This is a genomic window from Pseudomonas oryzagri (genome assembly GCF_020831405.1).
GTDB classification, from domain to species: domain Bacteria; phylum Pseudomonadota; class Gammaproteobacteria; order Pseudomonadales; family Pseudomonadaceae; genus Geopseudomonas; species Geopseudomonas oryzagri.
In genome coordinates this window covers 533,477-551,253 of the sequence record NZ_JAJHPU010000043.1, presented here as the reverse complement: position 1 = coordinate 551,253, position 17,777 = coordinate 533,477, and the positions used below count along the sequence as shown (strand labels likewise).

General features: G+C 65.8%; 20 protein-coding genes. 2 read left to right on the top strand and 18 right to left on the bottom strand.

Annotated elements, in window-relative coordinates:
* Position 1 precedes the first annotated feature (1 nt).
* The 8 genes from pabC to LMJ29_RS19110 form a co-directional block, all read right to left on the bottom strand.
* On the bottom strand, positions 2–817 hold the full coding sequence (gene pabC / locus LMJ29_RS19145; RefSeq protein ID WP_229607109.1) for an aminodeoxychorismate lyase: 816 nt from the start codon (positions 815–817) through the stop codon (positions 2–4).
* Positions 817–2,061, bottom strand: a complete 1,245-nt coding sequence (gene fabF, locus LMJ29_RS19140) for a beta-ketoacyl-ACP synthase II (protein ID WP_229607108.1) — start codon at positions 2,059–2,061, stop codon at positions 817–819. Before fabF ends, pabC begins: the two co-directional genes overlap by 1 nt.
* A 133-nt stretch (positions 2,062–2,194) precedes the next feature.
* The gene (gene acpP, locus LMJ29_RS19135) at positions 2,195–2,434 is read right to left on the bottom strand and encodes an acyl carrier protein (protein ID WP_090348699.1); all 240 of its coding nucleotides are present in this window, start codon (positions 2,432–2,434) and stop codon (positions 2,195–2,197) included.
* 204 nt (positions 2,435–2,638) lie between these two features.
* Positions 2,639–3,379, bottom strand: a complete 741-nt coding sequence (fabG, locus tag LMJ29_RS19130; RefSeq protein WP_229607107.1) for a 3-oxoacyl-ACP reductase FabG — start codon at positions 3,377–3,379, stop codon at positions 2,639–2,641.
* 19 nt (positions 3,380–3,398) lie between these two features.
* Positions 3,399–4,337: an ACP S-malonyltransferase gene (gene fabD / locus LMJ29_RS19125; RefSeq protein WP_229607106.1), complete on the bottom strand. Its 939-nt coding sequence runs from the start codon at positions 4,335–4,337 to the stop codon at positions 3,399–3,401.
* Between the two features lie 110 nt (positions 4,338–4,447).
* The gene (plsX, locus tag LMJ29_RS19120; RefSeq protein WP_229607105.1) at positions 4,448–5,455 is read right to left on the bottom strand and encodes a phosphate acyltransferase PlsX; all 1,008 of its coding nucleotides are present in this window, start codon (positions 5,453–5,455) and stop codon (positions 4,448–4,450) included.
* Positions 5,456–5,458: 3 nt separating this feature from the next.
* Positions 5,459–5,641, bottom strand: a complete 183-nt coding sequence (gene rpmF, locus LMJ29_RS19115) for a 50S ribosomal protein L32 (RefSeq protein WP_013791824.1) — start codon at positions 5,639–5,641, stop codon at positions 5,459–5,461.
* Positions 5,642–5,654: 13 nt separating this feature from the next.
* Positions 5,655–6,185, bottom strand: a complete 531-nt coding sequence (locus tag LMJ29_RS19110) for a YceD family protein (RefSeq protein WP_229607104.1) — start codon at positions 6,183–6,185, stop codon at positions 5,655–5,657.
* Between the two features lie 105 nt (positions 6,186–6,290).
* On the opposite strand from LMJ29_RS19110, the gene LMJ29_RS19105 reads away from it, so the two are divergent.
* Entirely contained in the window at positions 6,291–6,869 is a 579-nt protein-coding gene (locus LMJ29_RS19105; protein ID WP_229607103.1) for a Maf family protein, read from the top strand.
* Between the two features lie 6 nt (positions 6,870–6,875).
* On the opposite strand, the gene LMJ29_RS19100 is transcribed toward LMJ29_RS19105, so the two are convergent.
* The 3 genes from LMJ29_RS19100 to rluC are packed head-to-tail and all read right to left on the bottom strand — an operon-like array spanning position 6,876 to position 9,480.
* Positions 6,876–7,850, bottom strand: a complete 975-nt coding sequence (locus LMJ29_RS19100; RefSeq protein ID WP_229607102.1) for a S49 family peptidase — start codon at positions 7,848–7,850, stop codon at positions 6,876–6,878.
* A 6-nt stretch (positions 7,851–7,856) separates the two neighbouring features.
* The gene (locus LMJ29_RS19095) at positions 7,857–8,534 is read right to left on the bottom strand and encodes an HAD-IA family hydrolase (protein WP_229607101.1); all 678 of its coding nucleotides are present in this window, start codon (positions 8,532–8,534) and stop codon (positions 7,857–7,859) included.
* A complete protein-coding gene (rluC, locus tag LMJ29_RS19090; RefSeq protein WP_229607100.1) occupies positions 8,527–9,480 on the bottom strand; it encodes a 23S rRNA pseudouridine(955/2504/2580) synthase RluC in 954 nt (317 codons plus the stop codon). Before rluC ends, LMJ29_RS19095 begins: the two co-directional genes overlap by 8 nt.
* A gap of 546 nt (positions 9,481–10,026) precedes the next feature.
* Here rluC and rne point away from each other — a divergent pair.
* On the top strand, positions 10,027–13,152 hold the full coding sequence (gene rne / locus LMJ29_RS19085; RefSeq protein ID WP_229607099.1) for a ribonuclease E: 3,126 nt from the start codon (positions 10,027–10,029) through the stop codon (positions 13,150–13,152).
* Positions 13,153–13,246: 94 nt separating this feature from the next.
* Here the strand turns inward: rne and murB are convergent, their stop codons facing one another.
* From murB to LMJ29_RS19050, 7 genes are read right to left on the bottom strand one after another with little or no spacing between them, the layout of a single operon-like run.
* Positions 13,247–14,266 carry a UDP-N-acetylmuramate dehydrogenase gene (murB, locus tag LMJ29_RS19080; protein WP_229607098.1) on the bottom strand — a complete coding sequence of 340 codons (1,020 nt, stop codon included), beginning with the start codon at positions 14,264–14,266 and terminating at the stop codon, positions 13,247–13,249.
* Positions 14,263–14,727 (bottom strand): low molecular weight protein-tyrosine-phosphatase, encoded by a 465-nt coding sequence (locus tag LMJ29_RS19075; RefSeq protein WP_229607241.1) that lies wholly within the window; start codon positions 14,725–14,727, stop codon positions 14,263–14,265. The genes murB and LMJ29_RS19075 overlap by 4 nt, the downstream gene beginning before the upstream one ends.
* Before the next feature lies 1 nt (position 14,728).
* Positions 14,729–15,493, bottom strand: a complete 765-nt coding sequence (gene kdsB, locus LMJ29_RS19070; protein ID WP_229607097.1) for a 3-deoxy-manno-octulosonate cytidylyltransferase — start codon at positions 15,491–15,493, stop codon at positions 14,729–14,731.
* Complete coding sequence (locus LMJ29_RS19065) at positions 15,490–15,675, bottom strand: Trm112 family protein (RefSeq protein WP_229607096.1); 186 nt, start codon at positions 15,673–15,675, stop codon at positions 15,490–15,492. The genes kdsB and LMJ29_RS19065 overlap by 4 nt, the downstream gene beginning before the upstream one ends.
* 39 nt (positions 15,676–15,714) lie before the next feature.
* Complete coding sequence (lpxK, locus tag LMJ29_RS19060) at positions 15,715–16,713, bottom strand: tetraacyldisaccharide 4'-kinase (RefSeq protein ID WP_229607095.1); 999 nt, start codon at positions 16,711–16,713, stop codon at positions 15,715–15,717.
* The gene (locus tag LMJ29_RS19055) at positions 16,713–17,141 is read right to left on the bottom strand and encodes an ExbD/TolR family protein (protein ID WP_229607094.1); all 429 of its coding nucleotides are present in this window, start codon (positions 17,139–17,141) and stop codon (positions 16,713–16,715) included. Before LMJ29_RS19055 ends, lpxK begins: the two co-directional genes overlap by 1 nt.
* The gene (locus LMJ29_RS19050; protein ID WP_229607093.1) at positions 17,138–17,773 is read right to left on the bottom strand and encodes a MotA/TolQ/ExbB proton channel family protein; all 636 of its coding nucleotides are present in this window, start codon (positions 17,771–17,773) and stop codon (positions 17,138–17,140) included. Before LMJ29_RS19050 ends, LMJ29_RS19055 begins: the two co-directional genes overlap by 4 nt.
* Positions 17,774–17,777 lie beyond the last annotated feature (4 nt).

Below are 17,777 nucleotides of genomic sequence, written 5' to 3'. Positions count from 1 at the left end.
ATCAGGCATCCACCACATCGGCCAGAAGTAGCTGGAGTTTACGGGTCAGCTCGCCGACCGGCCAGACGTGCGTCTCAAAGGTCACCACCGGCCAGATGCCGTACTGGCTGTTGCAGAGAAACACCTCGTCAGCCGCCGTCAGCTCGGCGAATTCGAGGTCGCAGACGCGGGTCGCGATTCCCGCCGCCGCGGCGCGGTCGAGGATTTCTGCACGCATCACGCCGGCCACCCCGCAGCGCGTCAGCGCCGGCGTCAGCAGCTCGCCGTCCCTGACCACGAACAGATTGCTGAATACCCCCTCGATCGGATGCCCCCTCAGGTCGCGCATCAGGCCCTCGGCGTAGCGCGGGTCCTGCCATTCGGCACGGGCGAGCACCTGCTCCAGGCGATTGAGATGCTTGAGGCCAGCCAGCCGGGGCTGCTCGGCGAGACGGGTCGCGCAGGGATAGAGATGGATGCCGTCGAGACGATGCCGCGCCGGATAGGCGGGCGCGGGGTTGCCGCTGAGAATGCGCCGGCAACGGGCATCCTGCGGCGGAGCATAGCCGCGCAGGCCGTCGCCACGGGTGACGATCAGCTTGGCCACGCCATGGCGCAACTCGGCGGCGAAGGCGAGCAACTCGCTGCGCACCCGCTCCATATCGAGCGGCATGCCCAGGCGCTCCGTGCCCTCGCCCAGGCGCCGCAGATGGCGCTCGAGCAGGGCGATCCGGCCTTGGCGCACGGCGATGGTCTCGAACAGCCCATCACCGTAGGCCAGGCCGCGGTCGGTGACCGGCAGCATGGCAGCCGGTCGACCGTCGATCCACACCCGCATCAGTCGACCAGGCGGCGGAACACCAGGGTGCCGTTGGTGCCGCCGAAGCCGAAGGAGTTGGACAGCGCCACGTCGATCGGCATGGCTTGCGCCTGATGGGGGACGAAGTTGAGGTCGCAGCCCTCGTCGGGTTCGTCGAGGTTGATGGTCGGCGGGGCCACCTGATCGCGCAGGGCGAGGATGCTGAAGATCGCCTCCACCGCACCGGCGGCGCCCAGCAGGTGGCCGGTCATCGACTTGGTCGAGCTGACTGCCAGCTTGTAGGCATGCTCGCCGAACACCCGCTTGACCGCCGCGCACTCGGCCAGATCGCCGGCGGGAGTCGAGGTGCCATGGGCGTTGATGTACTGCACCTGCTCCGGATTCAGGCCGGCATCGCGCAGGGCATTCTGCATGCAGCGCGCGGCACCTTCCCCGGTCTCCGGCGGAGCGGTCATGTGATAGGCATCGCCGCTCATGCCGAAGCCGACCAGCTCGGCATAGATGCGTGCGCCGCGCGCTCGGGCATATTCGAGTTCTTCCAGCACCAGCGCGCCGGCACCGTCGGCCAGCACGAAGCCATCGCGGCCGCGATCCCAGGGACGGCTGGCACGGGTCGGCTCCTCGTTGCGGGTGGACAGCGCGCGAGCCGCGCCGAAGCCGCCGAGCCCCAAGCCGCAGGTGGCCATCTCGGCACCGCCGGCAATCATCACGTCGGCTTCGCCGTAGGCGATGTTGCGTGCCGCCATGCCGATGCAGTGGGTACCGGTGGTACAGGCCGTAGTGATGGCGTAGTTGGGACCCTGTGCGCCCAGATGGATAGACAGGAATCCGGAAATCATGTTGATGATCGAGCCGGGCACGAAGAACGGCGAAATCCGCCGCGGCCCCTGCTCGTGCAGCGACTTGGCGTTGTTCTCGATGTTGGTCAGACCGCCGATGCCCGAGCCCATGGCCACGCCGACGCGCTCGCGGTTGGCGTCGGTGACTTCCAGGCCGGCATCGCGAACCGCCTGCAGGCTGGCGGCCATGCCGTACTGGATGAAGAGGTCCATCTTGCGAGCTTCCTTGGCCGGCAGGTAGTCCTCGACGTTGAAGCCCTTGACCGAGCCTCCGAAACGGGTGGCGAAAGCCGAGACATCCATATGCCCGATCGGACCGATGCCACTCTGCCCGGCCAGCACACCCTGCCAACTGCTGGCCACGTCCGGGCCGAGGGGTGACAGCATGCCAAGACCGGTGACCACGACGCGTCTACGCGACACAGCGCTCTCCTCTTGTTGATCCACTACAGCAGCGAAGCGTAGCCAACCGACTGCTACGTCTTCCTTATCACACAAAGAAAAACCGCACGTCTTTGCGGACGTGCGGCTTTTTCCGGCCGGAACCGACGATTACTTATTGCTGACCGTGAGCATTGATGTAATCGATGGCTTCCTGAACGGTGGTGATCTTCTCGGCCTGCTCGTCCGGAATTTCGGTCTCGAATTCTTCTTCGAGAGCCATGACCAGCTCAACGGTGTCCAGGGAGTCGGCGCCCAGGTCTTCAACGAAGGAAGCGCTGTTGGTCACTTCTTCTTCTTTAACGCCAAGCTGCTCGGCAACGATCTTCTTGACGCGCTCTTCGATGGTGCTCATATCTAATTCTCACTCCTATGGGAGAGTTCCATGTAGCTGGTGGCCGGTAGTGTATAGAAAGGGTTTTCCGCTTTTCAAGCAAAACCCTTGCCGCGCTATCCGACCCTGCCGTTCGTCTGTTACATAAACAGGTGCGAAAACAACCACTTACGCTTGCAAAAAGGCTGCAGCGCCCCTCCGGGAGAGGCGTTGCCACCGATTTTCTTACATGTACATGCCGCCGTTGACCGGAATGGTCGCACCGGTCACGTAGGCGCCGCCATCACCGGCGAGGAAGGCCACTACGCTGGCGATTTCCTCGGCCTGACCCAGACGACCCAGCGGAATCTGGGTCAGCAGGGCCTGACGCTGCGCTTCCGGCAGCTCGCGGGTCATGTCGGTATCGATAAAGCCCGGCGCCACTGCGTTGACGGTAATGCCGCGGGAGCCCACTTCGCGCGCCAGCGCACGACTGAAGCCCTCCACGCCGGCCTTGGCTGCCGCGTAGTTGGCTTGACCGGCGTTGCCCATGGAACCGACCACCGAGCTGATGTTGATGATGCGCCCCCAGCGGGCCTTGGTCATGCCGCGCAGCACGGCTTTGGACAGGCGGTAGATGCTGGTCAGGTTGGTATTGACGACGTCGTGCCACTCCTCGTCCTTCATGCGCAGCATGAGGTTGTCGCGGGTGATACCGGCGTTGTTGACCAGGATGGCCGGCTGGCCGAGATGCTGCTGGATGTGCTCAAGGGTTTCGGCCACCGACTCGTCGCTGGCGACGTCGAGAACCAGACCGGCGCCTTCGATATCGGCCGCCTTGAGGAATTCGGCGATGCGCTCGGCACCGGCGGCACTGGTGGCGGTGCCGATGACGATGGCGCCCTGGCGACCCAGCTCGAGGGCGATGGCCTGGCCGATGCCACGGGTGGCGCCGGTGACCAGGGCGACCTTACCTTGCAGACTCATGGGTGATTTCTCCTGATGTTCAGGCCAGGGCCGCGCGAGCGGCGGCGAAGGCGTCGGGGGTATCCAGATTGTGGGTGTTGACGCCCTTGGCGCAACGCTTGTTAAGACCGGCCAGCACCTTGCCCGGGCCGCACTCGACCAGCTCGGTCACACCCCGGTCGGCCAGGGCGACGATGCTTTCCGCCCAGCGCACCGGGCTGTACAGCTGAGCCAGCAGCTCGCGCTTGAGATCGTCCAGATTAGCCGGTACGGCAGCGGTGGTGTTCTGCACGATGGCGATTTGCGGGGCCTGCCAGGCAATCGCTTCGACCGCCGCAGCGAACCTCTCGGCAGCCGGACGCATCAACGCGCAATGCGACGGCACGCTGACCGGCAGGGCCAGGGCACGCTTGGCCCCTTTGGCCTTGCACGCCTCGATGGCGCGCTCGACGGCCGCCGCGGCACCGGCGATCACCACCTGGCCCGGAGCGTTGAAGTTGACCGCACTGACCACCTCGCCCTGCGCCGACTCGGCACAGGCCGCGCGCACGGTGTCGTCGTCCAGGCCGAGAATCGCCGCCATGCCGCCCTGACCGGCCGGCACCGCCTGCTGCATCAACTGACCGCGCAGCTCGACCAGCTTTACGGCCTCGGCGAACGGCAGGCTGCCAGCCGCCACCAACGCCGAGTATTCACCCAGACTATGGCCGGCGACGAACGCCGGCTGCGCCCCGCCCTCGGCCTGCCACAGACGCCACAGCGCAATGGAGGCGGCGAGGATCGCCGGCTGGGTCTTGTCGGTCTGGTTGAGCTGCTCGGCCGGCCCCTCCTGGGTCAACGCCCAGAGATCATAGCCCAGCGCCGCGGACGCTTCGGCAAAGGTCTCGCGGATCACGGCATGTTGTGCACCCAGCTCGGCGAGCATGCCGACCGTCTGGGAGCCCTGACCGGGGAAAACGAAAGCGAGGGAAGAAGACATGGAGAGCTAGTCCCTTGTGTACTTGTTCGTCAGGAAGCCGCGCCACCGAGGCTGCGCAGCGAATTGACTGTTGGATGACAGGCGTCCGGCACGGGTCACACCCCCGGCAACTAGAGCAGCTGACCGAGGCGCCCATGCAGACGCTGCGGCAGATTCTCGCAGACTTCGGCAAGCGCCCGCCCGATGGCCGCGCGAAACCCCTCGGGCCCCGCGCCGCCGTGGCTTTTTACCACAATCCCCTGCAGACCGATAAAGCTCGCGCCATTGTGCCGCGCCGGCCGCAACTCACCGCTCAGGCGGCGCAGCAGAGGAAGTACCAGCAAGCCGGCCAATCGCGCCCGCAGTCCGGAGCGGAATAGCGTCTCCAGCCGAGCGACGATCATCGATGCCAGACCTTCGCTAGCCTTGAGCACGACATTGCCGACGAAACCATCGCAGACCACCACATCCGCCTCACCGCGATAGAGACCGTCGCCTTCGACGAAGCCGATATAGTTCAGCGCCGAGGCCTGCTGCAGCAGACTGGCCGCCAGGCGCACCTGCTGATTGCCCTTGATTTCTTCGGTGCCGACATTCAACAGCGCGACCCGTGGCCTGGCCACGCCCTGCGCCTCGGCAACCACCGCACCCATCACCGCGAACTGGTAGAGGTGTTCGGCCGAACAGTCGATGTTGGCGCCCAGATCGAGCAGATGGCAGCGCCCGCGGGCGGTTGGCACGGCACTGATCATCGCCGGACGGTCGATACCAGGCAGAGTCTTGAGCACATAGCGGGAAAGCGCCATGAGGGCACCGGTGTTGCCGGCACTGACGCAGGCCTGAGCCGCGCCGGAACGCACCAGCTCCAACGCCTGACGCATGGAGGAGTCGGTCTTGCAGCGCAGCACCTGCGCCGGACGCTCGTCCATGGCGATCACTTCGCTGGCGGGATGTACGAGCAGGCGGGAACGATCGACACCGGAATGTTCGGCAATCAACTGTTCGAGGAGAGGGGCTTGGCCGACGAGAATCAGCCGCAGGGAGGGGTACTCGGCCAGACTATCAATGCAGGCCGGAACAATGCAGCGGGGACCGAAGTCCCCACCCATTGCGTCGATCGCGATGATCGGAGCGGACAAGGATTACTCGTCGGCGCCCTTGTCGATCACTTTGCGACCACGGTAAACGCCTTCCGGGCTCACGTGGTGGCGCAGGTGAACTTCACCGGTGCTCTTCTCGACGGACAGTGCGTTGGCCTCGAGCGCATCGTGGGAACGACGCATGTCGCGAGCGGAACGAGACTTTTTGTTCTGTTGAACAGCCATTGTGAATTAACTCCTAAACGTTTGGGTCACGTTTCAACTGCGCCAGTACATCGAACGGGTTGGACCGCGAAACCTCGTTGACGCTCGGTTCTGGTGCTGCTGCAAAACCTGCCGGGTGCTGGCATGCATCGGGGTCGTGGGTCGGTACGATGGGGAGCGCAAGCAGAAGCTCGTCCTCGATCAGCTCAAGCAGATCCAGCGGCTCCTCGCCCACTTCCAGCGCGTCGTAACCTTTCGGCACGGAATCCTGCGCAGCGCCTTCCCGCAGCACGGCGTAGACGAACTCGCTGTGCACCGGAAGGGTTGCCGGCTCCAGACAACGCTGGCAGACCATCTGCACCTCGACCTCGAGTTCGCCGCGCATGACGATCAGCCCCTGCTCGTCGCGCCCGAAATCCAAACGGGCACGGACGTCGCCGGCATCGCTGACCAACTGCTCGCACAACCGCGGAAACTGCGTGATCGGCCATCCGCCTTCGAGGGTGGCGGCACGATCGGCCAGTTTTCGCGGATCGACGTGAGGTGGAATCGACCCTTTCAACATAAGCGCGCCATTCTAGGGATACCCCTTTTAACTGTCAAAGAAAATTCCGTGCGTGCAGCAGCCCCTGGCGGCACCTAGAATCGCTGTAATTTCAAGGAGATCGCCATGCTGCCACTACTACTTGCGTCCAGTTCGCCATATCGTCGCGCCCTGCTCGAGCGCCTGCAGCTGCCTTTCGTCTGCCAGTCGCCGGATATCGACGAAAGCGCACAGCCCGGCGAAAGCGCCGAGCAACTGGTCTGCCGCCTGGCCGAAGCCAAGGCTCGCGCCCTCGCCGCCAGCCATCCGGCGCACTTGATCATCGGCTCCGACCAGGTCGCCGCCCTTGGCCCGCAGATCCTCGGCAAACCGCACACCTTCGAACGCGCCCGCGAACAACTACGCGCAGCCAGCGGCAACAGCGTGACCTTTCACACCGGCCTGTGCCTGTACAACTCGCAAAGCGGACGAGCACAGATCGCCAGCGCCCCCTTCACCGTGCATTTTCGCTTGCTTGACGACGCAGGCATCGAGCGCTACCTGCACCGCGAACAGCCTTACGATTGCGCCGGCAGCTTCAAGTCGGAAGGCCTCGGCATCAGCCTATTCCGCAGCACCTGCGGCGAGGACGCCACCAGCCTGGTCGGCCTGCCACTAATACGCCTGGTGGACATGCTCCACGCCGAAGGCGTGCAAATTCCTTGAAAACCCTCAGCGCAGGGCCGGGCCGCGCAATCCCATCCACAAGGACAGCTGCTCGGCCACGCCCACGCCGAACTTCTTGGCGAAGCGATCGATCGGCGACTCCTTCTCGGTAAAGTCGACCAGGGTCTCTTCGCCCACCACCTCACGCGCCACATAACTGGTGCTACCCAAGCCGTCGACCAGGCCGAGCTCAAGCGCCTGCTCGCCAGACCAGACCAGGCCGGAGAACAGTTCCGGATGATCCTTGTCCTTCAGGCGCTCGCCGCGCCCCTGCTTGACGCTGGCGATGAACTGCTTGTGGGTGGTTTCCAGCACCGTGCTCCAGAAGCGGGTTTCCTCCTCCTTCTGCGGCATGAACGGATCAAGGAAGGTCTTGTGCTCGCCAGAGGTGTACACGCGCCGCTCTACACCAGCCTTGCTCATCACATCAACGAAACCAAAGCCCGACGCGGTCACCCCGATGGACCCGACCAGACTGGCCTTGTCGGCATAGATGGCGTCGGCCGCACTGGCGATATAGTAGGCACCGGACGCACCGAGATCGGTGATCACCGCATACAACTTGATCTCGGGATACTTGGCGCGCAGGCGGCGAATCTCGTCATAGATGTAGCCAGACTGTACCGGACTGCCACCGGGACTATTGATGCGCAACACAACCGCACGGGTATTCTTGTCCTCGAAGGCCGAACGCAGGCTGCCGATGATATTGTCGGCACTGGCGCGCTCATCGTCGGCGATCACCCCCCGCACCTCGATCACCGCCGTATGCGGCTTCAGGGAGGCGGCCGTATCGAGCTTCGCCCATGGCGTGAGCAGGAGCAGCACCATGAAAAAATAGAGAAAGGCGAGACTCTTGAAAAAGATCCCCCAGCGCCGCGCACGGCGCTGCTCGACCACGCCGGCGAGCACCGCCTTCTCCAGCAACTTCCATGTCTTCTCGTCGGACGATGCCATGGCTTTCAAGTCATCCTGTTGCATATCGCCTCACTCCTCTTCCTGCTGCCCACGCTCCCCATCCAGCCAGCGCGCAAGATCGCCAAAGCTGTCGATGGCCAGATGCGGACGATACCCCCGTAACACCGCCAGCGGCTGCGCACCATATCCCACCGCCACCGCGGTCATGCCGGCATTGTGCGCCATCTGCAGATCGAAGGGTGAATCCCCGACCATCAGCGCCCGCCCGGCCGGCATCCCGCAATGTACAAGAATCTCGTGCAGCATGCGTGGATCCGGCTTGCTCGCCGTTTCATCCGCACAGCGGGTGACATCGAAAAATTCCTGCCAGCCATAGCCGGACAGTACCCTTTCCAGGCCGCGCCGACTCTTGCCGGTCGCCACCGCCAGACGGTAGCCCCGGGAGCGGAACTCCAGCAAGGACTCGCGCACCCCGTCGAACAGCGGCGACGGCACGACCTCCAGGGACAAGTAATGCTCACTGTAGACCCGCCGAAAGATGGCGACCCGCGCCTCATCCTCGAAGTCCGGGTAAAGGCTGCGAATCGCTTCCGGCAAACCTAGACCGATGATCCCGCGAATGGTCGTCTCATCCAACTGGGGCAGCATGCACTCGTCCGCCGCCACGCGCATCGACTCGACGATCCGCGCGATCGAGTCGACCAGGGTGCCATCCCAATCGAACACCAGCAGCCCGTAATCAGGCATCCAGGCGCTCCAGGGTCTGCCCCCATACCTCATCCACCGGCGCCTCCAGCGCAAGGACCTGCCCATCGGGCAGGGTCACGCGTAGCGCATGAGCGTGCAGGAACAGACGCTTGCCGCCCAACTCGCGGATCTCACGGGTAAAATCGTCATCACCGTACTTGCTGTCGCCAGCGATCGGATGACCGGCGTGCTTGGCATGGACGCGAATCTGGTGGGTACGCCCGGTGATCGGACTGGCCTCGACCAGGGTGGCGAAGTCGCCGAAACGGCGCACCACGCGGAACTCGGTCAAGGCATCCTTGCCCTCGGCATTGACCTCGACCATACGTTCGCCGGAGCGCAGGTTGTTCTTCATCAGCGGCGCGCTGATCTTCTTCTTCGCGGTCGGCCAGCTGCCACGCACCAGCGCCAGGTAGCGCTTGTCGACGCCGTCGCCGCGCAGCGCCTCGTGCAGGTGACGCAGCATGCTACGCTTCTTGGCGATCATCAGCAGACCCGAAGTGTCGCGATCGAGACGATGCACGAGCTCCAGATCCTTGGCCTCGGGACGCAACTGACGGAAGGCTTCGATCACCCCGTAGCTGAGACCGCTGCCACCATGCACGGCGATCCCCGCCGGCTTGTTGAGCACGATCAGCGCCTTGTCTTCGTAGACGATGGCTTCCTCGAGACGCTGCAGCAGTCCCTGGGCCATCGGCTCCGGCTCATCGCGCTCGGCCACGCGCAGGGGCGGCACACGCACCACGTCGCCGGCCTGCAACTTGTACTCGGGCTTGATGCGCCCCTTGTTCACCCGCACCTCGCCCTTACGGAGGATGCGATAGATCAGGGTCTTGGGAACACCTTTCAACTGAGCCCGAAGGAAGTTGTCGATGCGCTGTCCGGCGAGTTCCGGCCGCACTTCGAGCAGCTGGACGCCAGTGGAGATTTGCGAGGGATTTGTCATGCGCGAATCATAGCAATTTTTCCCAGAATTGAAGCACTTAATGATTGCTGCTATATTCCGGACGCCGCCAAAAGTGGCTTTATACCGCGCCCCAGAGCCGACAACCTGGGACCGGACAGACGATCAATGGACGTCGAGCCGTCCGACGGGACATCCGCCAGTGCGAGCGAATGTCTCGGAAAATCAAGCCTCGAGACATCACGTACGGATCGCCAGGCGGCCCGTGCAAATTGCCAACCCGCTGCGGATTCTGCGCGCGGCACCCGATTCTCAGGAATACGTGCAGGGTGGAGATGCACAAACGACGGACTGCGTAGCACTCGACTTTTCAGACGCCCCGAGCGTCCGCAGCGTCGCTTGATTCCTCCTCCTGTTTGAGTGCTTCTGTAGCTGACAGTTAGCAGGAGACGCCAGTCGCGCCAGGCCCAGAGCCTGCGACGCTTGACAAGGGCAACGGCCAGGCCGTTCCCGGCGCACCTGACACCGACCATGAGAGTCGTGTGTGCCAACCGCCGTTTCCGGCAGCCCGGAAACCATTGGTACTACATGAAAAGAATGCTGATCAACGCAACTCAGCCCGAAGAGTTGCGTGTTGCCCTGGTCGATGGCCAACGCCTGTTCGACCTCGACATCGAGTCGGGCGCTCGCCAGCAGAAAAAGGCCAACATCTACAAGGGCCGCATCACCCGCGTCGAGCCCAGCCTCGAAGCCGCCTTCGTCGACTTCGGCGCCGAACGCCACGGCTTCCTGCCGCTCAAGGAAATCTCCCGCGAATACTTCTCCAAGAGCCCCGAAGGCCGCGTCAACATCAAGGACGTGCTGCGCGAGGGCCAGGAAGTCATCGTCCAAGTCGAAAAGGAAGAGCGCGGCAACAAGGGTGCAGCCCTGACCACCTTCATCAGCCTGGCCGGCCGCTATCTGGTGCTGATGCCCAACAATCCGCGTGCCGGCGGCATCTCCCGCCGCATCGAGGGCGAGGAACGCAACGAGCTGCGTGAAGCGCTGAATGGCCTCAACGCCCCGGCCGACATGGGCCTGATCGTGCGTACCGCCGGCCTCGGGCGCTCCAGCGAAGAGCTGCAGTGGGACCTCGACTACCTGATCCAGCTGTGGACCGCGATCAAGGAAGCCTCGCAGGACCGCGCCGCTCCCTTCCTGATCTACCAGGAAAGCAACGTCATCATCCGCGCCATCCGCGACTACCTGCGCCAGGACATCGGCGAGGTGCTGATCGACAGCATCGAGGCCCAGGAGGAAGCGCTGAGCTTCATCCAGCAGGTGATGCCGCAGTACGCCAGCAAGGTCAAGCTGTACCAGGACAGCGTGCCGCTGTTCAATCGCTTCCAGATCGAGAGCCAGATCGAGACCGCCTTCCAGCGCGAAGTGAAGCTGCCGTCGGGAGGCTCGATCGTCATCGACCCGACCGAAGCCTTGGTATCCATCGACATCAACTCGGCGCGCGCCACCAAGGGCGGCGACATCGAGGAAACCGCCCTGCAGACCAACCTGGAAGCGGCCGAGGAAATCGCCCGCCAGCTGCGCCTGCGCGACATCGGCGGTCTGATCGTCATCGACTTCATCGACATGACCCCGGCGAAGAACCAGCGCGCCGTGGAAGATCGCGTCCGCGAATGCCTGGAGGCCGATCGCGCCCGCGTGCAGGTCGGCCGCATCTCGCGTTTCGGCCTGCTGGAGATGTCCCGTCAGCGCCTGCGCCCGTCGCTGGGCGAAACCAGCGGCGTGGTCTGCCCGCGCTGCAATGGCCAGGGCATCATCCGCGACGTGGAGTCGCTGTCGCTGGCCATCCTGCGCCTGATCGAGGAAGAGGCCCTCAAGGAGCGCACCGCCGAGGTCCGCGCCCAGGTACCGATCCCGGTGGCCGCCTTCCTGCTCAACGAGAAGCGCAACGCCATCACCAAGATCGAACTGCGCACCCGCGCACGCATCGTCATCCTGCCGAACGACCATCTCGAGACGCCGCACTTCGAAGTGCAGCGCCTGCGTGACGACAGCCCGGAAACCCTGGTTGGCCAGTCCAGCTACGAGATGGCTCCGAGCGAGATCGAGGAAGTCCAACCGGCGGCCGCCACTCGCACCCTGGTTCGCCAGGAAGCCGCAGTGAAGACCGTCACCCACGAGCGCCCTGCCCCGCAGGTGGTCGAAGCACCGGCAGCACCGGCGCCGATTGCCCAGCCGGTGGCGGAGCCGAGCCTGTTCAAGGGCCTGATCCGCTCGCTCGTAAGCCTGTTCGCTGGCAAGGAAGAAGCCAAGCCCGCGGCTGTCGAGCAGCCGGCCAGCACCGAACGCGCCCCGCGCGGCGAAGAGCGCCGCAGCGGCCGCCAGCAGAGCCGTCGCCGCGAAGGCGAGCGCAGCGAACGTGGCGAACGTCCCGAGCGCGGCGAGCGCAAGCCGCGCGAAGAACGCCAGCCCCGTGAGGAGCGTCAGCCCCGCGAGGAACGCAAGCCGCGTGAGGAGCGCCAGCCCCGCGAGGAGCGCCAACCGCGTGAAGAGCGCCAGCCCCGCGAGGAGCGCCAACCGCGCGAAGAGCGCCAGCCCCGTGAGGAGCGTCAGCCGCGTGAAGAACGCCAACCGCGCGAAGAGCGTCAGCCGCGTGAAGAGCGCCAACCGCGTGAAGAGCGTCAGCCCCGTGAGGAGCGTCAGCCGCGTGAAGAGCGCCAGCCCCGCGAGGAACGCCAGCCCCGTGAAGAGCGTCAGCCCCGCGAAGAGCGTCAGCCTCACGAGGAGCGCCCTGCCGTCGAGAGCGAAGAAGCTCGCAGCGTAGAGGTCGTCGAGCAAGGCGAACAGCGCCGCGAGGAGCGCGCCGAGCGCAAGCCGCGCGGTGAGCGTCCGCCGCGCGAGGAGCGCGCCGAATCCGAAGCGGTCGGCGAGGAGCTGGAGAGCGAAGAGGAAGCCGAGAACCTGGAAGAGGAACTGGCCGAAGGTGGCGAAGGCGAGCGTCCGCGCCGCCGTTCCCGTGGTCAGCGCCGTCGCAGCAACCGCCGCGAGCGCCAGCGTGAAGCCGGCGTCGAGGAATTGCCGGTAGCGGAAGGCGTGCATGCCGAAGGCCAGGGCGCCGAAGGTGTCGCACTCGCCGCAGCTGCCGCGGCAACCACCGCCGCAGTAGCAGAGGCGATCGCCGAAACCCAACCGCTGCAGGCCGAACCGGTCGTTGCGGCGCAGGTGGAAGCGGACGCGGAAACCGCGTTGGTCGAGCCGGCCAGTGCGATCGAGGCGTCCCCCGCAGCGGCAGGCGCCGCCGCGCCGGCGGCAGCAGCCGAGTCTGAGACCGAAAGCGCCCCGGCCGGCAATCGCGCCGCCAACGATCCGCGTGAGCGTCGTCGCCGTCAGGAAGCCGAGCGCGTGGCCCGTGAAGCAGCAGCCGCAGCCGCGGCCGCCGAGAGCGTTGCCAGCAGCGTGCCGGCCCAAGAAGCCGACGCTCCCGTCGCCAGCGAAGCGGCGAGCGAAAGCGCGCCGACCGAGGCCCTGGAAGCTCCTGCGGAGACCGCAGCGGCTGCCGAGGAAGCTCCGACCGCAGAGACTCCGCGCGAGGAAGCCCTGGCCGAAGTGGTGCAATCGCAAGCCCCTGCCGAGAGCAAGCAACCTGCCGAAATGGCGGTCGGCAGTGAAGAAGTCCAGCCGCAGGCTGAAGAGGAGCGCAAGCCCCAGGCCTGATAGCCAGGGGTTCGCCCAATAAAAAAGGGGGAATGCTGCGGCATTCCCCCTTTTTTATGTTTTATGGCCAGGCCCCCGTTACGGAGGCGGACGTTCAGCGAACGACCGGCTCGATTTCCAGCTCGACCCCGAAACGCGCGCGGATATCCGCCTGGATTCGCCGCGCGAGGGCCAGCAGCTGGCCACCGCTGGCCCTGCCATAGTTGACCAGAACCAGCGCCTGCAGCGCATGCACCCCGGCATCGCCATCGCGATAACCCTTCCAGCCGGCGCGCTCGATCAGCCAGCCCGCCGCCAGCTTGACCTCGCCCGCGCCTGCCGGATAACAGACCAGCTCCGGCCAGTGCTCGCGCAGGCGCTCGGCGCTGGCAGCACCGACCACCGGATTCTTGAAGAAGCTGCCGGCATTGCCGAGCACCTGCGGATCCGGCAGCTTCTCCGCACGGATGGCGCAGATGACCCGGCTGACATCCAGCGGCGTCGGCTCGTCGATGCCCTCCTCCAGCAGGCGCAGGCGCACCGGACCGTAGCCCAGGTGCAGCTCGGCTTCGCGAGCGAGGGCGAAGCGCACCCGCAGGATCAGCCAGCGGCCGCTTTCGCGCTTGAAGCGGCTGTCGCGGTAAGCGAAGTCGCACTCGCCGGCGGCGAATTCGCGCAGCTCGCCGGTCTGGCGATCCAGCGCCACCACGCTGTGCAGCACATCCTTCACCTCCACGCCGTAGGCACCGATATTCTGCATCGGCGCGGCGCCCACGGTTCCGGGGATCAGGCTAAGGTTTTCCAGACCCGCCAGGCCCTGCTCGAGCGTCCACAGCACGAAGGAATGCCAGGCTTCTCCAGCCTCGGCCTCGACCAGCAGGCGCCCGCCTACCTCGCCCAGCAGGTGCCGCCCTTGGCTGGCCATGCGCAGGACGAAGGCGTCCTGGTCGCCGGTCAGCAGCAGGTTGCTGCCGCCACCGATGACCAGCAATTCGGCGCCCCGCTGCCGGGCGGCGTCCAGCGCCGCGCCCACCTCGGCGTCATTGCGCGCCTCGGCGTACCAGCGCGCCGTCACGTCCACCCCAAAGGTGTTGCAGTTCTTCAGCGAATACCGCTCACGGATGATCAGACTCACAGGCGCCCCCGAATCTGCTCAATCAGCCGGTCACAGGCCAGCTCGATCATGTCCAGTACACGCTCGAAGCCATCGGCGCCCCCGTAATAGGGATCGGGCACCTCCTCCTCGGCCAGGCCGCCGCGCCGCAGGAACAGATCCAGTTCGGCGTTGCCGTGGGCCGGGCGCAGACTGCGCAGCGTGGACAGGTTGTCGTGATCCATGGCGAGGATCAGATCGAAGCGCGCGAAGTCATCGGCCTGCACCTGGCGCGCGCGCAGGTCGTGCAGCGCATAGCCGCGACCTTCGGCGACAGCACGGGTGCGCGGATCGGGGGCCTTGCCGATATGCCAGGCACCGGTACCGGCAGAGTCGACCTGCACCCGGTCGGCGAGACCGGCCAGCTGCAGCTTGTGGCGCATCACCCCCTCGGCGGTAGGCGAACGGCAGATATTGCCCAGACAGACGAACAGCAGGCGCACGTCAGGCCCCCAGCAGCTGGCGGACACGCTGCAGATCTTCCGGGGTATCGACGCCGGCCGGCGGCGCCTCGAGGGCGTCGGCGACGTGGACACGCACGCCATGCCAGAGGGCACGCAACTGCTCGAGGCACTCGGCATCCTCCAGCCAGCACGGTCCCCAGGCGACGAAGTCGTGCAGGAAGCCGGCGCGATAGGCGTAGATGCCGATGTGGCGGCGGAAAGGCACGCCCGCCGGCAGTTGCTCGCGGCCGGCGGCGAAGGCGTCACGCGCCCAGGGCAGCGGCGCACGACTGAAGGTCAGCGCCAGACCGCTGGCGTCGGTCACCAGCTTGACCACGTTGGGATTGAACAGCTGGGCGGCGTCATGAATCGGCTCGCCCAGGGTGGCGATACCGGCCTCGGCATGCGCGGCCAGATTGGCGGCGACCTGATCGATGATCGCCGGCGGGATCAGCGGCTCGTCGCCCTGCACGTTGACGACAATGGCTTCGTCCGCCAGACCGAGCAGGCTGGCCACCTCGGCCAGGCGGTCGGTGCCGGAGTTGTGGTCGGCGCGGGTCAGCAGTACCTCGGCACCAAACCCCTGGCAGGCCTCGACAATGCGCGCATCGTCGGTGGCCACCACCACCCGGCTGGCGGCGCTCTTCCTGGCCTGCTCCCAGACGTGCTGAATCATCGGCTTGCCGGCGATATCCTGCAGCGGCTTGCCGGGCAGGCGCGTCGAGGCGAAACGGGCAGGGATGACGACGACGAAATCCATGCTCATTTGTCCAGGCGCTCGTCCACGGTGAGGGTACGCGCTTCGCCCTCCAGCATCACGGGAATGCCGTCACGCACCGGGAAGGCCAGAGCGTCGTTCTTGCAGATCAGCTCGGACTTGTCGTCGCTGAGCTTGAGGGGGCCCTTGCACAGCGGGCAGGCGAGAATATCGAGGAGTTTCGAGTCCATGGTCCAGTCCTGGGAAGACAGATCGGGGGACCACCGACTTCAACGCGATAGCAGACGCTCGAGCTGGGCGTCGAACCAGGCCACGAAGGCTGGCGACGGCAGACCATCGACCGCCAGATACCACCAGTCGTCGGCGGCAAATGCCCGGCATTTCACCGCATCCTTCTCGGTCATCAGCAGCGGCAGGGCCGGGCTGAAGCGCAGATCCTCGGGGCTGTAGGCCGCGTGATCGGCAAAGGCATGCGGAACCGGCCGCCAGTGTAGCGCCTCGAGGGTCGCGAAGAAACGCTGGGGGTTGCCGATCCCGGCCACCGCGTGCACGGCCTGACCGAGCGGTAAGCTGTCGAGGGGGCGCCGCTCGCCGCTGGCCAGGTTGACCAGCGCACTGGGGCGCAGGTTGAAGGCGAAACCCGCCGAGCCGTCGCCAGCGGCGCCATTGACCAGACAGGCGTCTACCGCCGCCAGACGCTCCAGCGGCTCGCGCAGCGGTCCGGCGGGCAGGCAGCGACGGTTGCCGAGGCCACGGGCGGCATCGATCAGCACCAGCTCCAGATCGCGGGCCAGGCGGTAGTGCTGCAGGCCATCGTCGCAGAGGATCAGGTCCAGCTCCGCTTCGGCGAGCAGGGCCCGTACCGCGCGGGGACGGTCGGGGTCGATCATCAGCGGCACACCGCTGCGCTCGACGATCATCAGCGGCTCGTCGCCGGCCTCGGCAGCCGCCTGCCCCGCCCTCACCCGCCAGGGCAGGCGGGGCGGCCGGGCGCCGTAGCCGCGACTGACCACGCCAACGCGCAACCCGCGAGCGCGGCAGTGTTCGATCAACCAGAGGATCATCGGGGTCTTGCCGGTGCCGCCCACGGTGATGTTACCGACGACGATGACCGGTACCGGCGCGCGCCAGGCGGGCGCACGCCCGGACAGGAAGGCGGCCCGCCGGCGTCCCGTCACCAGCCGGTAGAGCGCCTCGAGCGGGCGCAGCAGCGCCAGGGCCGGATGGCCCTGGTACCAGGCCGCGGCGAGACGCTCGGCAAGGCGCATCAGGGTTTGGCCGGCTCGGCGTCGACCGTGCTGATACGAAGGTGGGTGAAGCCCAGCTTGCCGGCGGCATCCATGGCGGTGATCACCGCCTGGTGCGGCGTGCGCGCATCGGCGCTGATCACCAGCGGCAGGCTGCTGTCCCCTTCGGATTCCTTCTGCAGCGCGCTGCTCAGCGTGGCCATGTCGCTCTTGACCAGGCCCTGGCCATTGAGCGCATAGCTGCCGTCGGCGGCGATGGTGATCTCCAGCTGGCGGGGCGGAGCCTCCTGAACCTCTGCACTTTCGGCTTCGGGAAGCTCGATCTTGAGCTGCGCCTCGCGGTTGAAGGTGGTGCTCACCACGAAGAACAGCAGCAGGATGAACACCACATCGAGCAGGGACGCCAGGTTGATCTCGACGTTTTCCCGTGGTTTACGCCGGAATTTCACCGTTTGCCGCCCTCACCCAGATCGACCTCGCGGTCACCCTGGACCACTTCGACCAGGCGAATGGCTTCCTGCTCCATGCCGACCACCAGCTCGTCCACCCGACGCTGCAGGTAACGGTGGAAGAACAGCGCCGGAATCGCCACCATCAAGCCGGCGGCGGTGGTGATCAGCGCGGTCGAGATGCCGCCGGCCAGGACCGGCGCGTTGGACATGCCGCTGCTCATGAAGCCGCTGAAGATCTCGATCATGCCCAGCACGGTGCCGAGCAGGCCGAGCAGCGGCGCGATGGCGGCGATGGTGCCGAGGGCATTGAGGTAACGCTCCAAGTCGTGGATGACGCGGGCAGCGGACTCCTCGATGCACTCCTTCATGACCTCACGACCATGCTTGGAGTTGGCGAGGCCCGCGGCCAGAACCTCGCCGAGCGGCGAAGAGGCGCGCAGTTCCTTGAGCTTCTGGGCATCCAGCTGCTTGTCCTGAATCCAGCGCCACACCTGCCCGAGCAGATTAGGCGGCGTGATGCGCGAGGGACGCAAGGTCCACAGGCGCTCGGCGCTGATAGCGAGTGCTGCAATCGAGCAGAGAATGATCGGCAGCATCATCCAGCCGCCGGCTTTGACCAGTTCCCACACAGTT

Excerpts from the sequence above, each read along its gene's own strand:
- pabC (WP_229607109.1), bottom strand. The coding sequence starts at position 817 with ATGCGGGTGTGGATCGACGGTCGACCGGCTGCCATGCTGCCGGTCACC.
- acpP (WP_090348699.1), bottom strand. The coding sequence starts at position 2,434 with ATGAGCACCATCGAAGAGCGCGTCAAGAAGATCGTTGCCGAGCAGCTT.
- fabG (WP_229607107.1), bottom strand. The coding sequence starts at position 3,379 with ATGAGTCTGCAAGGTAAGGTCGCCCTGGTCACCGGCGCCACCCGTGGC.
- fabD (WP_229607106.1), bottom strand. The coding sequence starts at position 4,337 with ATGTCTTCTTCCCTCGCTTTCGTTTTCCCCGGTCAGGGCTCCCAGACG.
- rpmF (WP_013791824.1), bottom strand. The coding sequence starts at position 5,641 with ATGGCTGTTCAACAGAACAAAAAGTCTCGTTCCGCTCGCGACATGCGT.
- LMJ29_RS19110 (WP_229607104.1), bottom strand. The coding sequence starts at position 6,185 with ATGTTGAAAGGGTCGATTCCACCTCACGTCGATCCGCGAAAACTGGCC.
- LMJ29_RS19105 (WP_229607103.1), top strand. The coding sequence starts at position 6,291 with ATGCTGCCACTACTACTTGCGTCCAGTTCGCCATATCGTCGCGCCCTG.
- LMJ29_RS19100 (WP_229607102.1), bottom strand. The coding sequence starts at position 7,850 with ATGCAACAGGATGACTTGAAAGCCATGGCATCGTCCGACGAGAAGACA.
- LMJ29_RS19095 (WP_229607101.1), bottom strand. The coding sequence starts at position 8,534 with ATGCCTGATTACGGGCTGCTGGTGTTCGATTGGGATGGCACCCTGGTC.
- rluC (WP_229607100.1), bottom strand. The coding sequence starts at position 9,480 with ATGACAAATCCCTCGCAAATCTCCACTGGCGTCCAGCTGCTCGAAGTG.
- rne (WP_229607099.1), top strand. The coding sequence starts at position 10,027 with ATGAAAAGAATGCTGATCAACGCAACTCAGCCCGAAGAGTTGCGTGTT.
- kdsB (WP_229607097.1), bottom strand. The coding sequence starts at position 15,493 with ATGAGCATGGATTTCGTCGTCGTCATCCCTGCCCGTTTCGCCTCGACG.
- LMJ29_RS19065 (WP_229607096.1), bottom strand. The coding sequence starts at position 15,675 with ATGGACTCGAAACTCCTCGATATTCTCGCCTGCCCGCTGTGCAAGGGC.
- lpxK (WP_229607095.1), bottom strand. The coding sequence starts at position 16,713 with ATGCGCCTTGCCGAGCGTCTCGCCGCGGCCTGGTACCAGGGCCATCCG.